The sequence below is a fragment of the Microbacterium sp. CFBP 8801 genome, from assembly GCF_014839455.1.
GTDB lineage: Bacteria > Actinomycetota > Actinomycetes > Actinomycetales > Microbacteriaceae > Microbacterium.
In genome coordinates this window covers 19,821-34,004 of the sequence record NZ_JACYNU010000018.1, presented here as the reverse complement: position 1 = coordinate 34,004, position 14,184 = coordinate 19,821, and the positions used below count along the sequence as shown (strand labels likewise).

The 14,184-nt window shown below is 69.9% G+C and carries 9 protein-coding genes; 8 read left to right on the top strand and 1 reads right to left on the bottom strand.

Features of this window, described 5'->3' with window-relative positions; all coding sequences use genetic code 11:
* Nucleotides 1-98 precede the first annotated feature (98 nt).
* The 5 genes from pxpA (at nt 99) to IFR11_RS14585 (ending at nt 10,997) form a co-directional block, all read left to right on the top strand.
* Nucleotides 99-851: a 5-oxoprolinase subunit PxpA gene (gene pxpA / locus IFR11_RS14605; RefSeq protein ID WP_191916630.1), complete on the top strand. Its 753-nt coding sequence runs from the start codon at nt 99-101 to the stop codon at nt 849-851.
* Nucleotides 845-2,455, top strand: coding sequence for a 5-oxoprolinase subunit B/C family protein (locus tag IFR11_RS14600; RefSeq protein ID WP_342030309.1), 1,611 nt, complete (start codon nt 845-847; stop codon nt 2,453-2,455). Before pxpA ends, IFR11_RS14600 begins: the two co-directional genes overlap by 7 nt.
* A 271-nt stretch (nt 2,456-2,726) precedes the next feature.
* Nucleotides 2,727-6,224, top strand: a complete 3,498-nt coding sequence (rpoB, locus tag IFR11_RS14595) for a DNA-directed RNA polymerase subunit beta (protein ID WP_055833556.1) — start codon at nt 2,727-2,729, stop codon at nt 6,222-6,224.
* Between the two features lie 56 nt (nt 6,225-6,280).
* Nucleotides 6,281-10,156 (top strand): DNA-directed RNA polymerase subunit beta', encoded by a 3,876-nt coding sequence (rpoC, locus tag IFR11_RS14590; protein WP_055833560.1) that lies wholly within the window; start codon nt 6,281-6,283, stop codon nt 10,154-10,156.
* Between the two features lie 244 nt (nt 10,157-10,400).
* On the top strand, nt 10,401-10,997 hold the full coding sequence (locus IFR11_RS14585; protein WP_191916629.1) for a hypothetical protein: 597 nt from the start codon (nt 10,401-10,403) through the stop codon (nt 10,995-10,997).
* Nucleotides 10,998-11,023: 26 nt separating this feature from the next.
* Here the strand turns inward: IFR11_RS14585 and IFR11_RS14580 are convergent, their stop codons facing one another.
* Nucleotides 11,024-11,656: a hypothetical protein gene (locus IFR11_RS14580; protein WP_191916628.1), complete on the bottom strand. Its 633-nt coding sequence runs from the start codon at nt 11,654-11,656 to the stop codon at nt 11,024-11,026.
* A 120-nt stretch (nt 11,657-11,776) separates the two neighbouring features.
* Here IFR11_RS14580 and IFR11_RS16415 point away from each other — a divergent pair, with 120 nt between their 5' ends.
* From IFR11_RS16415 to IFR11_RS14565, 3 genes are all read left to right on the top strand, one after another.
* Nucleotides 11,777-12,901 carry an ABC transporter gene (locus IFR11_RS16415; RefSeq protein ID WP_244630798.1) on the top strand — a complete coding sequence of 375 codons (1,125 nt, stop codon included), beginning with the start codon at nt 11,777-11,779 and terminating at the stop codon, nt 12,899-12,901.
* 8 nt (nt 12,902-12,909) lie between these two features.
* The gene (locus IFR11_RS14570; protein ID WP_055833572.1) at nt 12,910-13,392 is read left to right on the top strand and encodes a hypothetical protein; all 483 of its coding nucleotides are present in this window, start codon (nt 12,910-12,912) and stop codon (nt 13,390-13,392) included.
* A 103-nt stretch (nt 13,393-13,495) separates the two neighbouring features.
* The gene (locus IFR11_RS14565) at nt 13,496-14,158 is read left to right on the top strand and encodes a spermidine/putrescine ABC transporter substrate-binding protein (RefSeq protein WP_191916627.1); all 663 of its coding nucleotides are present in this window, start codon (nt 13,496-13,498) and stop codon (nt 14,156-14,158) included.
* Nucleotides 14,159-14,184 lie beyond the last annotated feature (26 nt).

Genomic DNA, 14,184 nt, shown 5'->3' with positions numbered 1-14,184 from the left:
CGGGCCGCGCCGCCGTGCGCCGCCGCCCCCCCCCCCCCCCCGGGTGCGCCCGCGCCGCCGACCCCCGTGCGCGCGCATCGCGGCGTTACGGTGGCACCATGCGCGTGGACCTCAACGCCGACCTCGGCGAGACCGTCGACGGGATGCCGACCGCCGACGACGAGGCCATGTTCGCCGTCGTCTCCAGCGCCAACGTCGCCTGCGGGGGACACGCCGGAGACGCCGTCTCCATGCGCGCCTCGGTCGAACGGGCGGCGCGGTTCGGTGTCGCGGTCGGCGCGCATCCCTCGTACGACGACCGCGCGAACTTCGGCCGTGTCCGGCGCGACCCCGCCCCGGACGACCTCCGGGCGAGCATCGCCGCCCAGCTCGACGCGCTTGCCGCGGCCGGTGCCGACCTGCGCTACGTCAAACCGCACGGGGCGCTGTACCACGCGGTGATCGACGACGCCTCGCAGGCCGGAGCCGTCGTCGCCGCGGTCGCCGATCTCTCCGCCCGGCTCGGCCGCGCCCTGCCGGTGCTGGGTCTTGCGGGTGCGATCGCCGAGGCCGCGGCAGCGGCGGGGCTGCCCTTCGTGCGCGAGGCGTTCCTCGACCGCGGGTACACCGCCCACGGGCAGCTCGTGCCCCGCGGGGAACCGGGAGCGCTCGTCGACGACCCCGCGCTCGTCGCCGAGCGGGCGCTGCGTCTGGTGCGCGAGGGTGAGGTCGTGGCCGTCGACGGCACGCGCATCGCGGTCGAGGCGGCCTCCCTGTGCCTGCACGGCGACACCCCCTCGGCGGTCGCGATGGCCCGGGCGGTGCGCGGGACCCTCGACGCCGCGGGCATCGAGGTGCGCGCGCCGTGGTGACGCTCCGGCCGATGGGGGAGCGGGCCGTGCTCGCCGAGGTCGCCGACCTCGCCGCGGTCCTGGCGCTCCACGCCGCGCTCGCGGCCGACCCGCCCGCCGGGGTCGACGAGCTCGTCCCCGCCGCGCGGACCGTCCTCGTGGGCTTCGATCCCGCTCGCACGTCGGTCGACGCCGTCCGCTCCTGGATCGTGGCCGCCGCCGGCACGACCCCGGATGCCGTCGCACCCGGCCCCCTCGTCGAGGTGCCGGTGCGCTACGACGGCGCCGACCTCGACGACACCGCCGCGCTCCTCGGCATCCCCGTCGCCGATCTGGTGGCCCACCACGCCGGGGTGGAGTGGACGGTGGCGTTCACGGGCTTCGCCCCCGGGTTCGCCTACCTCGTCAGCGCCGATTGGCCATTCGACGTGCCGCGCCTGACGCAGCCGCGCACCCGCGTGCCCGCGGGGGCGGTGGGGCTGGCCGCGGAGTTCAGCGGAGCGTATCCGCGCGAGACCCCCGGCGGCTGGCGCCTGATCGCCTCGACCGACGCCGTGCTCTTCGATCCGGATGCCGCCGACCCGGTGCTGCTCCCACCTCGCTCGCTCGTGCGGTTCGTGGCGCAGCGCGCCCGCGTCGCCGCCGCCGCACCCTCCGCGCCGGGATCGGGGTCGAGCGGAGGGCGAGGGACGAGCGGAGGAGGGGATGCCGGTGACTCGCCCTCCCCTCCTCCCTCGCCTTCCCCTCGCCCCACGCCGGAGGCGGACTCCCCGCCCGCCCTCCGCGTGCTCGCCCCCGGCGGCTTCACCACCGTGCAGGACCTGGGTCGACCCGGCCGCGCCGCCCTCGGCGTCGCGCGCTCGGGCGCCGTGGATCGCGCCGCGCTCCGCATCGCCAACCGCCTCGTCGGCAACGAGGAGGGTGCCGCGGGCCTCGAGATCGCCCTCGGCGGTTTCGGCGCCCGGGCCGAGAGCGACACGTGGGTGTGCGTCACGGGCGCGTTCGCCGAGGTGCGCGTCGACGGGAGGACCGCGGATGCCTACGCGCCGGTGCTCGTTCCCGCCGGAGCCGAGCTGCAGATCGGGACCGCCCGCGCCGGGCTGCGCTGCTACCTCGCCGTGCGGGGCGGCGTCGTCGCGCCGGTGGCGCTGGGCTCGCGCGCGACCGACGTGCTGGCCGGGCTCGGCCCCGCGCCCCTCCGCGCGGGTGAGGGCGTTCGCGCGGGGGACCCGGCATCCCCGATCCCGGTCGTCGACGCGTTCCCGTGGTCGGTGCCGCCGACTGTGATCGACGTGCGCATCACCGCCGGTCCCCGCGCCGACTGGTTCGCTCCCTCGGCGTGGTCGATGCTGGTCGACGCGGAGTGGACCGTGTCGACCCACTCCGATCGCGTGGGCATGCGTCTCGACGGACCCCCGCTGGAGCGCACGCGTCACGACGAGCTGCCCAGCGAGGGCATGCGCCCCGGCGCGATCCAGGTGCCGCCGCACGGGCGACCGGTGGTGCTGCTCGCCGACGGTCCGGTGACCGGGGGATACCCCGTGATCGCCGCGGTGACGGATGCCGCGCTCGACGCGCTGGCGCAGGCGCGGCCGGGTGATGCCGTGCGATTCCGGCGTGCCTGACCGCCGATTCGGCCGCCCCGCCGGACAGGCGTGCGCGTTTATACCGCAGGTGTGCGAGGTCGTCAAGAATCGGACTGGACACGGCGCGTCCTCCCGCGTATGCTTGGACTTTGCGCTCCTCGATTCCCCCTGCCCTCATATGGTGGTCGGCTGAGCCTGCCCGTCCCCGCTTCATCGCGGTGTGCGACGGTGGGTTTTCGGGGCAGGAACGCACTCCACCTGACGACAAGGAATCACGAGCCCCTCGCCCGGGCTTCTGGAGGTTATTCCCTTGGCTGCTGCGAACACCGCATCCACCACCACCACCCCCAAGAGCGGACGCGGCGCATCCCGCCTCTCGTTCGCCAAGATCTCCGACAAGCTGACCGTTCCCGATCTGCTCGCCCTGCAGACCGAGTCGTTCGACTGGCTCGTCGGTAACGAGGCCTGGAAGGCGCGCGTCGCCGAGGCTCAGGCCGTCGGCCGGACCGACGTCCCCGAGATCAGCGGTCTGGAAGAGATCTTCGAGGAGATCTCCCCGATCGAGGACCTGAGCGAGACCATGCAGCTCTCGTTCACGAACCCCTATCTCGAGCCCGAGAAGTACTCGATCGAAGAGTGCAAGGAGCGCGGCAAGACGTACGCCGCCCCGCTCTACGTCGAGGCCGAGTTCATGAACCACCAGACCGGTGAGATCAAGACCCAGACGGTCTTCATGGGCGACTTCCCGCTCCAGACCGACAAGGGCACGTTCATCATCAACGGCACCGAGCGTGTCGTGGTCTCGCAGCTCGTGCGTTCGCCCGGTGTCTACTTCGACAAGACCCCCGACAAGACGTCCGACAAGGACATCGTGTCGGCCCGCGTCATCCCCTCGCGAGGCGCCTGGCTCGAGTTCGAGATCGACAAGCGCGACCAGGTCGGCGTGCGCATCGACCGCAAGCGCAAGCAGTCGGTCACCGTCTTCCTCAAGGCCCTCGGCCTGACCAGCGAAGACATCCTCGCCGAGTTCGCCGGCTTCGACTCGATCGAAGAGACGCTCTCGAAGGACACCATCCTCACGAAGGAAGATGCCCTCCGCGACATCTACCGCAAGCTGCGTCCGGGCGAGCAGGTCGCCGCCGAGGCCGCCCGCGCGCTGCTCGACAACTTCTACTTCAACTCGAAGCGCTACGACCTCGCCAAGGTGGGTCGCTACAAGATCAACCAGAAGCTCGGTCTCGACAAGCCGCTGAGCGACTCGGTGCTGACCGTCGACGACATCGTCGCCACGATCAAGTACATGGTGCGTCTGCACCGCGGCGACGCGTCGTTCGACGGTGTGCGCGGTGGCCAGTCCGCCGACATCCGCCTCGACACCGACGACATCGACAACTTCGGCAACCGCCGCATCCGCGCTGTCGGCGAGCTCATCCAGAACCAGGTCCGCACCGGTCTGTCCCGCATGGAGCGCGTCGTCCGCGAGCGCATGACCACGCAGGACATCGAGGCGATCACGCCGCAGACGCTGATCAACGTGCGCCCCGTCGTCGCCGCGATCAAGGAGTTCTTCGGAACCTCGCAGCTGTCGCAGTTCATGGACCAGAACAACCCGCTCGCGGGTCTGACCCACAAGCGTCGCCTTTCGGCGCTGGGCCCGGGTGGTCTGTCGCGTGAGCGTGCCGGCGTCGAGGTCCGTGACGTCCACCCCTCGCACTACGGCCGTATGTGCCCCATCGAGACGCCCGAAGGCCCGAACATCGGTCTGATCGGCTCGCTCGCCTCGTTCGCGCGCATCAACGCGTTCGGCTTCATCGAGACCCCGTACCGTCGCGTCGTCGACGGTCGCGTGACCGACCAGATCGACTACCTGACCGCCAGCGAAGAGAGCGACCACATCGTCGCTCAGGCCGGTGTCGCGCTGCAGGCCGACGGTCACTTCGTGGAGGACCGCATCCTGGCCCGCCGCGGTCAGGGTGGCGAGGTCGACCTGTTCCCGAACGACGAGATCGGCTACATGGACGTCTCGCCGCGCCAGATGGTGTCGGTGGCGACCTCGCTCATCCCGTTCCTCGAGCACGACGATGCCAACCGCGCCCTCATGGGTGCGAACATGCAGCGTCAGGCCGTGCCGCTCGTGCGCAGTGAGTCGCCCATCGTCGGAACCGGTATGGAGGGCTTCGCCGCGATCGACGCCGGTGACGTCGTCACCGCCGACAAGGCCGGTGTGGTGCTCGAGGTCTCGGCCGACGTCGTGACCGTCCAGCTCGACGAGGGCGGCACGCAGGACTACTTCCTCCGCAAGTTCGACCGCTCCAACCAGGGCACGTCGTACAACCAGCGCGTGGTCGTCTCGGCCGGCGAGCGCATCGAGGCCGGCGAGGTCATCGCCGACGGTCCCGCGACCGAGAACGGCGAGCTCGCCCTCGGCAAGAACCTCCTCGTGGCTTTCATGACCTGGGAAGGCCACAACTTCGAGGACGCGATCATCCTCAGCCAGGACCTCGTGAAGGACGACACGCTGTCGTCGATCCACATCGAGGAGTACGAGGTCGACGCGCGCGACACCAAGCTCGGTAAAGAGGAGATCACCCGTGACCTCCCCAACGTCAGCCCCGACCTGCTGAAGGACCTCGACGACCGCGGCATCATCCGCATCGGTGCCGAGGTTCGCCCCGGCGACATCCTGGTCGGCAAGGTCACGCCCAAGGGCGAGACCGAGCTCTCGGCCGAAGAGCGTCTGCTCCGCGCTATCTTCAACGAGAAGAGCCGCGAAGTCCGTGACACCTCGCTGAAGGTGCCCCACGGCGAGCAGGGCACGATCATCGCCGTCAAGGAGTTCAACGCCGAAGACGGTGACGACGAGCTCGGCTCGGGCGTCAACCGCCGCGTCGTGGTCTACATCGCCCAGAAGCGCAAAATCACCGAGGGCGACAAGCTCGCCGGCCGCCACGGCAACAAGGGTGTCATCGCCAAGATCCTCCCGATCGAGGACATGCCCTTCCTGTCCGACGGCACGCCGGTCGACATCATCCTGAACCCGCTCGGTATCCCGGGTCGAATGAACTTCGGCCAGGTGCTCGAGCTGCACCTCGGATGGATCGCGCAGCAGGGCTGGAAGGTCGAGGGCACGCCCGAGTGGGCGACGAACCTGCCCGAGGCCGCTCGCGAAGCAGCCCCCGGCACGAAGGTCGCCACCCCGGTGTTCGACGGTGCGTTCGAGGCCGAGATCGCGGGTCTGCTCGACTCGACGATCACGAACCGCGACGGTGACCGTCTGGTCGACTCCACCGGAAAGACGCTGCTGTTCGACGGCCGCTCCGGAGAGCCGTTCCCGGCGCCCATCTCGGTCGGCTACATGTACATCCTGAAGCTGCACCACCTCGTCGACGACAAGATCCACGCGCGTTCGACGGGCCCGTACTCGATGATCACCCAGCAGCCGCTCGGTGGTAAGGCGCAGTTCGGTGGTCAGCGCTTCGGTGAGATGGAAGTGTGGGCGCTCGAGGCCTACGGTGCCGCGTACGCGCTGCAGGAGCTCCTGACGATCAAGTCCGACGACATCCTCGGCCGCGTGAAGGTGTACGAGGCGATCGTCAAGGGCGAGAACATCCAGGAGCCCGGCATCCCCGAGTCGTTCAAGGTGCTCATGAAAGAGATGCAGTCGCTCTGCCTGAACGTCGAGGTCCTCTCGGCCGACGGCACGGTTGTGAACCTCCGTGACACCGACGACGACGCCTTCCGCGCTGCGGAAGAGCTCGGCATCAACATCTCCAGCCGCTTCGAGTCCTCGTCGATCGACGAGATCTGAGCTCCTAGCTCAGCGACCCAGCTCAGATTTCAGAGAATTCCGACACAGGAGAACCAGTGCTCGAATCAACCACTTTCGATCAGATCCGTATCGGTCTGGCCACCGCCGACGACATCCGTCGTTGGTCCTTCGGTGAGGTCAAGAAGCCCGAGACGATCAACTACCGCACGCTGAAGCCCGAGAAGGACGGCCTGTTCGGCGAGCAGATCTTCGGGCCCTCCCGCGACTGGGAGTGCGCCTGCGGCAAGTACAAGCGCGTGCGCTTCAAGGGCATCGTCTGCGAGCGCTGCGGCGTGGAGGTCACCAAGAGCTCCGTCCGTCGCGAGCGCATGGGCCACATCGAGCTCGCCGCGCCCGTCACGCACATCTGGTACTTCAAGGGAGTCCCCTCGCGCTTGGGCTACCTGCTCGACATGGCGCCGAAGGACCTCGAGAAGGTCATCTACTTCGCCGCCTACATGGTGATCTCGGTCGACGAAGATGCTCGTCACCGCGACCTCGCCATGCAGGAGAACAACATCCGCCTCGAGCTGAAGACGCTCGGCGACCGCCGCGATGCCCGCATCGCCGCCCGCCTGGCCAAGCTCGAAGAGGAACTCGCCGCCCTCGAGGCGGAAGGCGCCAAGGCCGACCAGAAGAAGAAGGTCAAGGACGCCGCCGAGAAAGAGATGACGGCCACCCGCAAGGGTGCCGACGAGCAGATCGCCAAGCTGGAGCGCGTGTGGGAAGACTTCCGCACGCTCGAGGTCGGTGCCCTGAAGCCCGAGGACGACGTCTTCCACGAGCTGCAGGACCGCTTCGGTCAGTACTTCGAGGCCCACATGGGCGCGGAGTCGATCAAGCGTCGCCTCGAGATCTTCGACCTGGCCGCCGAGAGCGAGAACCTGCACCTGCAGATCTCCGAGGGCAAGGGCCAGCGCAAGATCCGCGCGATCAAGCGACTCAAGGTCGTCAACTCGTTCCTGCAGACCGGCATGTCGCCGGCCTCCATGGTGCTCGACGTCGTTCCGGTGATCCCGCCGGAGCTGCGTCCCATGGTGCAGCTCGACGGTGGCCGCTTCGCGACCTCCGACCTCAACGACCTCTACCGTCGTGTGATCAACCGCAACAACCGCCTCCGTCGTCTGATCGATCTCGGTGCCCCCGAGATCATCGTCAACAACGAGAAGCGCATGCTGCAGGAGGCCGTCGACGCCCTGTTCGACAACGGCCGCCGTGGTCGCCCCGTCACCGGTACCGGCAACCGCGCCCTGAAGTCCCTGAGCGACATGCTCAAGGGAAAGCAGGGTCGCTTCCGCCAGAACCTGCTGGGCAAGCGCGTCGACTACTCGGGCCGTTCGGTCATCATCGTCGGACCCCAGCTCAAGCTCCACCAGTGCGGTCTGCCCAAGCAGATGGCTCTCGAGCTGTTCAAGCCCTTCGTGATCAAGCGCCTGATCGACCTGGGTCACTCCCAGAACATCAAGGCCGCCAAGCGTGCGGTCGAGCGCTTCCGTCCCGAGGTCTGGGACGTGCTCGAAGAGATCATCCGCGAGCGCCCCGTGCTGCTGAACCGTGCACCCACCCTGCACCGTCTCGGCATCCAGGCGTTCGAGCCCCAGCTCGTCGAGGGCAAGGCCATCCAGCTGCACCCGCTCGTGTGCGCGGCGTTCAACGCCGACTTCGACGGTGACCAGATGGCTGTCCACCTGCCCCTGTCGGTCGAGGCTCAGGCCGAGGCCCGCGTGCTGATGCTCGCGTCGAACAACATCCTGAAGCCGTCGGACGGCCGTCCGGTCACCCTGCCCTCGCAGGACATGATCATCGGTCTGCACCACCTCACCACCCTCAAGGAGGGTGCGTCGGGCGAAGGCCGTGCGTTCGGTTCGGTGGGCGAAGCAATCCTGGCCAAGGACGAGGGCACCCTCGACCTGCAGGCCAAGGCGCGCATCCGCATCCCGGGTCTGACGTTCCTCGAGGGCCAGGCGCCCGAGGGGTACGAGAAGCACGGTCTCGTCGACGCCTCGCTCGGTCAGGCGATCTTCAACGACACGCTCCCCAAGGGCTACCCGTTCGTTCGCGAGCAGGCCGACAAGGGCAAGCTGTCGCAGATCGTCAACAAGCTGGCCGAGGAGTACCCCAAGGTCGAGGTCGCGGCATCGCTCGACCGCATCAAGGACGCCGGCTTCTACTGGGCCACGCGCTCCGGTGTGACGGTGGCGCTGAGCGACATCCTCACGCCCCCCAACAAGGGCGAGATCGTCGCGGGCTACGAGAAGCAGGCCGCGAAGGTCCAGGCGCAGTACGAGAAGGGTCTCACCACCGACGCCGAGCGTCGTCAGGAGCTCATCAAGATCTGGACCGAGGCCACCGACGAGGTCCAGAAGGCGATGCGGGACAACTTCCCCGCCGACAACACCATCAACCGCATGGTCTCGTCGGGCGCCCGTGGTAACTGGCTGCAGATCCGCAACATCGCGGGTATGCGCGGCCTGGTGAACAACCCCAAGGGTGAGATCATCCCGCGTCCGATCATCTCGTCGTACCGTGAGGGTCTCTCGGTCGCCGAGTACTTCATCGCGACGCACGGTGCTCGTAAGGGCCTGGCCGACACCGCTCTGCGTACCGCCGACTCGGGTTACCTGACCCGTCGTCTGGTGGACGTCTCGCAGGACGTCATCATCCGTGAGGAAGACTGCGGCACGTCGAAGGGCCTCGAGCTCCCGATCGCCGCGGCCGACTCGAGCGGCGCGTTGGTCATGGATGCCAACGTCGAGAACTCCGTGTTCGCCCGCACGCTGGCGACCGAGGTCGTCGACGCGCAGGGCACGGTTCTGGCCGAGGCCGGCGACGACGTGGGCGACGTGCTCATCGACAAGCTGGTCGCCGGTGGCATCGAGTCGATCAAGGTCCGCTCGGTCCTGACGTGCGACTCCGCCGTCGGTGTGTGCGCGAAGTGCTACGGCCGTTCGCTCGCGACCGGCAAGATCGTCGACATCGGCGAGGCCGTCGGCATCATCGCGGCCCAGTCGATCGGTGAGCCCGGTACCCAGCTGACGATGCGTACCTTCCACACCGGTGGTTCCGCGTCGGCCGACGACATCACGCAGGGTCTGCCCCGCGTGCAGGAGCTCTTCGAGGCCCGTACCCCCAAGGGTGCGTCGCCGATCGCCGAGGCCGACGGCCGCATCACGATCGACGAGACCGACAAGGCCAAGAAGGTCATCCTCACGCCCGACAACGGCGACGAGCCGGTGGTCTACCCCGTCCTGAAGCGCGCGACGCTCCTGGTCGAAGACGGCCAGCACGTCTCGGTGGGTGAGCCCCTCCAGGTCGGAACGCTCGACCCCAAGGAGGTCATGCGCGTGCAGGGTGCCCGCGAGGTGCAGAAGTACCTCGTGAACGGCGTCCAGGGCGTGTACCGCTCGCAGGGTGTGCCGATCCACGACAAGCACATCGAGGTCATCGTCCGTCAGATGCTCCGCAAGGTCACCGTCGTCGACCACGCCGACACCGACCTGCTCCCGGGTGAGCTCGTCGACTTCAAGCGGTACCAGAACATCAACCGCGCGGCGGTCGGCGAGGGCAAGCGTCCCGCGTCGGGTCGTCCCGAGCTGATGGGTATCACGAAGGCGTCGCTCGCGACGGAGTCGTGGCTGTCGGCCGCGTCGTTCCAGGAGACCACCCGCGTCCTGACGCAGGCGGCCATGGAGGGCAAGAGCGACCCGCTCGTCGGCCTCAAGGAGAACGTCATCATCGGAAAGCTCATCCCCGCCGGAACCGGACTTGCGAAGTACCGCAACGTCACGGTCGAGGCGACGGAAGAGGCCAAGAGCGAGCGGTACCCCAACCGCATCTTCGCCTCGGACGGCGCGTACAGCGACGCCGACCTGAGCTACGTCGATTTCGACAGCTTCTCGTCGGACGACTTCACGCCCGGTACGTACAACTGAATCGACGGATGACGCACCTCGGTGCGGCATCCTGATTCCCCCGAAGGCCCCCGGTTCACGCCGGGGGCCTTCGTCGTGTCGGCGAGGATGGCGTGCGCGACCGGATGATGTCCGTGCACGGCGGCGGTCGCGACCGCGCCCCGTTCCCTCGATGCGAAAGCGCACGCGGGTCGGCTCGCTCCCACGGCGTGTCGAGGACCGCTTCGGCGGGGGGAGTGCGCCTACCGTGGTCGAGGAGGAACGAATGGCTCGAATCGGGGGGCGGAGCCTCTGGCTCGCATGGCCGGCCGGACTGCTGTCGGCGGCCGCGGTCGCCGCGCTCTTCGTGCTCGCGGCCCCCGGGGTCCCCGCGCTCGTCACGTTCGTCGGTGACACCCTCCGCGCCGCCACTTCGTCCTCGCCCGCCGCCGCTCCCGAGCCGGTCGGGCCCGCGGAAGATTGTCGGCATCTGTACTCGCAGCCCCTCTGGTCGTCGCTGGTCTGGTCGCCCGAGGCCCTGCTGTCCCAGCGGCGCACGCCGGCGCTGTCGACGCCCGAGGCCGTGGCGGCGGCGTCTCCGACCGTCGTGGTGACGTGCCACTGGCGGGGCGAGAGCGGACGCTTCGTCGAGACGACCGTGTCGACCGTCACGCCCGAGGCGGCGACGGCCGTGCCCGCCGTCTTGACGGCACAGGGCTTCGACTGCGAGACCGCCGAGGTCGCGACGCACTGCGAGCGGCAGGTGGGGGACCTCGTCGAGGTGCACGACTTGCGCGCGGACCGCTGGGTCTCATCGACCCTCTCGGGGTGGATGCCGACCGACTACGCCGCGATCGTGGCATCCCACGCCTTCGGCGAGTAGTACTCCTCCGCGCGCGAAGGGGGCGCTCAGGCCGACGGTGAGGGGGATGCCGTGGGCGACGGGGTCGCCGCGGGGAAGATCGAGGCGATGACGCTCGCCGTGTAGCCCGTGGGGGCAAGGTTCGAGTACTGGGTGTCGATGAGCACGCCGTCGCGCCAGAAGAGGGTGCGGCCGTCGTTGACGGGATAGGTGTCGTTGATCCAGGTCTTCTCGCAGCGCGTGCCGTCGTCGGGCGTGTAGCAACTGAAGCCCTGCGTGGCCACGAGGTCGTTCAACATGTCGAGGGCGGGTCCGCGGTCCATCGCCGAGATGCGGGTGACGAGTCCCGTGGTGTCGGCGGCGGGGTCGCGCCAGATGCACACGAGGGTGCCGTCATCGAGCGTGCCCGAGGGGCCGGCCGCCGGATCGTTCAGCGGCGTGGATCCGAGCTGGGCCAGCACGTCGGCCGACAGCAGGGCGCGGCAGTCGGTGGGAAGGGTCACGGGTTTCGCGGACGGGGTGATCGTGGGGATCGGTGTCGGGCTCGCGCTCGTCGCCGCGGCGCTGGGGCTCGCGGGCGCGGCGTCGCCGCTGGTCTCGGGGGCGCACGCGCTGAGTGCCAGCGCGGCGACGCCGATCACCGCGACGGTGGCGACCTGGAGGAACGGGCGACGGGGCATGGGAACACCCTAAGCGCCGCCGCAGACACGGTCGAGACGCGGATCGCACGGCACGCCTGCGCGCTCGGGCGCGGTGCCCGGGATAGCCTTGCGCCGCAAGCACCGCGTGAGGAGACACCGATGAGCGACCACCAGTCGTACGGCAACCCCGTCGACGAGCCCAAGGATGAGCCGCGCGACGTCGTCGGGCAGGCCCACGAAGGCCTCGCCGATGCCGAAGCCGCCCGTCGAGACGCGGTCGACCCGGCGGTCGCCGAGGCCGCCTGGGACGAGCGCGAGGCGCATGAGCGCGACGCCACCTCCCTCAGCCCTGACGCCCCGGTCGAGCACCACACCGCCGGCGACTCGTCGGCACGGGGCGAACACCCCGCCCCGGTGGTGCACGACGCGTCTCCGGTCGAGCCGGTGACCGCGTCGGCATCCGCCAGTTCGTCCTCCAGCGACCTCGACGACGAAGACGCCCGCTGGGCCGCCTACGCCGCGTCGGCCGAGCCGGAGCCCACCACGACCTCGCGCACGTCCGACACGACGCCCACCACCGAGGCGCCCCGGTACGACGACGACCGCACGACGGCGTATCCCGCCGCCGCGGGGGTCACCGCCGCCGGCGCCGCCACGGCGGCGACCACCCCCGTCGCGTCCTCCGTCGCCGACGAGCCCACCCGCGTCGTCGGGGGCCCTCAGCCCATCTTCGTGCAGGCACCCGAGGCGCCTCGCCCGCGCGGCAACCGCGGCGCGGCCGGCGCGATCGGCCTGCTCGCCGCCCTCGTCTTCGCCGTGCTGTACCTGGCGGCCACGCTCGGTCTGCGTCTGCTGACCGGTGACGTGCAGGTCGCCGACCTCGGCCAGGCCGCGCTGTCGACGCTGGCCACCTGGGGCCTGTGGGTGCCGACCGTCGCGTTCTACTTCGGTTTCTGGTTCCTCGGCGCGCTCATCAACCGCGGACGCTGGGGGCACTGGGTCGTCTGGGGCCTCGTCGTGGGCGTCATCGCGTGGCTCGGGCACCTGCTCGGCGTGCTGCTGGCCGCCCCGTTCTGGATGGTCACCGCGCGCGCGTCGGCCGAACTTCTCCGCGACAACGCGCTGGTGCCCCTGGCCATCGTCGCCTTCGTGCTCGGCCGCGAGCTGACGATCTGGTTCGGCGCGTGGGTCGCCGCGCGCGGTCGCCGCGTCACCGAGATCAACGCCGAGGCGCAGCGCGAGTACGAGCGCACGCTCGAAGCGGGTCCCCAGCTCGCGGGCTGACGGATGCCATGACGAACGAACCGCGACCGGCCGGGGTGACCCCGCCGGTCGCGGTCGTTTTCGCGTCGGTGACGTTCATCGCGTTGTCGATCGGCGGGCTCGGTGTCATGAGCCTCGTGCTCGACGCCGACGTCATCCCCGTGCGCGGGCTCGGCGCGATCCCCGGCGTGATCGGGCAGCTGCTGGCGCTGCTGGCGTTCGCCGGCGTGCTGTGGTGGGGCCTGCGCGCCGACCCGCCGGGGTACCTGACGGCCGTGCCCTGTGCGGTCGGCGCCTACGTCGGCGAGGTGCTCGGGATCGTCGTCGGCGCGATCGTCGGGGGTGCCGACCCCGCCCGCGGGCTCGCCGCCGCCGGCAGCGTCGCCCTCGGCTTTCCGGGTGCGGTCGTCGCGGGTGCGGGCCTGCTGGCGGGCCTGTTCGGGGTGCTGCTCGTCCGCTCGCGGTCGAACGGCCCGCGGTGGCGCTGGGAAGACGACGACGAGACGCGCTGAGACGTCGACGACCGGGGCGGGCCTGTCGTGCCGCCCGGTGATGCCGACGCGCCCGGTCGCGGCATCCTGACTTCTCCGGGCGTGTCGCACTAGCGTAGGGGCCGTGGAGCGGTCGCTCGAAAGCCAGGTCGGTCAGGCGGTGGATGCCTGGCTGCGTTGGCTGCCCCGGTGGGAGCCCGCCCATCACCGCGGCCGGGTCGCCCCGTGCCGTCGCTGTTTCGGTTCGCCCGTGCTCTCGGCGGCCGGACTCGGGTCCGACGTGCCCCACGGGGTGCAGCACGGCCTGTCGACGCGGGTGAAGGCCATCGTCGATCACGCGGTCGCCGACTACACCGCCCGAAACCTCCCCATGCTGCAGAACGAGCTCGATCAGCAGGCCGATCGCAACCGGCGGCGGTCGTATCGGCCGGCCGAGGGGCTCGAGCCGGAGTTCGAGGGGATGCCGCTCGACCCCGACCCTGAGCCGGGTTCGCCGTTCCTGTTCACGTTGACGGGCCTGGCCGCCGAGGAGGAGGCGTCGCTTCCGGTCCTGCCCCCGCTGTCGGATGCCGCGAAGGCGGCGCTGCGGCAAGAGGTGGGCCTCGCCGACGACTACGCCAACATGATCGGTCGCGAGGTGTGCACGGTGCTGCTGCATCATCGGCTGCGCATCCAGGCGGCGGTCGCCAAGTACGTGGAACCGCAGATCGCCGCGATGCTCGACGACCTGACGCGTTCGCTCGACGCCCCGTTCGATCCGCGCGAACCGGGCCCCTCGGCATCCTGAATCTCACGGCCCGGGAAACGCTCCCC

What these genes read in the sequence shown, in the direction of transcription:
- pxpA (WP_191916630.1), top strand. Translation starts at nt 99, where the DNA reads ATGCGCGTGGACCTCAACGCCGACCTCGGCGAGACCGTCGACGGGATG.
- IFR11_RS16415 (WP_244630798.1), top strand. Translation starts at nt 11,777, where the DNA reads ATGAGCGACCACCAGTCGTACGGCAACCCCGTCGACGAGCCCAAGGAT.
- IFR11_RS14585 (WP_191916629.1), top strand. Translation starts at nt 10,401, where the DNA reads ATGGCTCGAATCGGGGGGCGGAGCCTCTGGCTCGCATGGCCGGCCGGA.
- IFR11_RS14570 (WP_055833572.1), top strand. Translation starts at nt 12,910, where the DNA reads ATGACGAACGAACCGCGACCGGCCGGGGTGACCCCGCCGGTCGCGGTC.
- IFR11_RS14580 (WP_191916628.1), bottom strand. Translation starts at nt 11,656, where the DNA reads ATGCCCCGTCGCCCGTTCCTCCAGGTCGCCACCGTCGCGGTGATCGGC.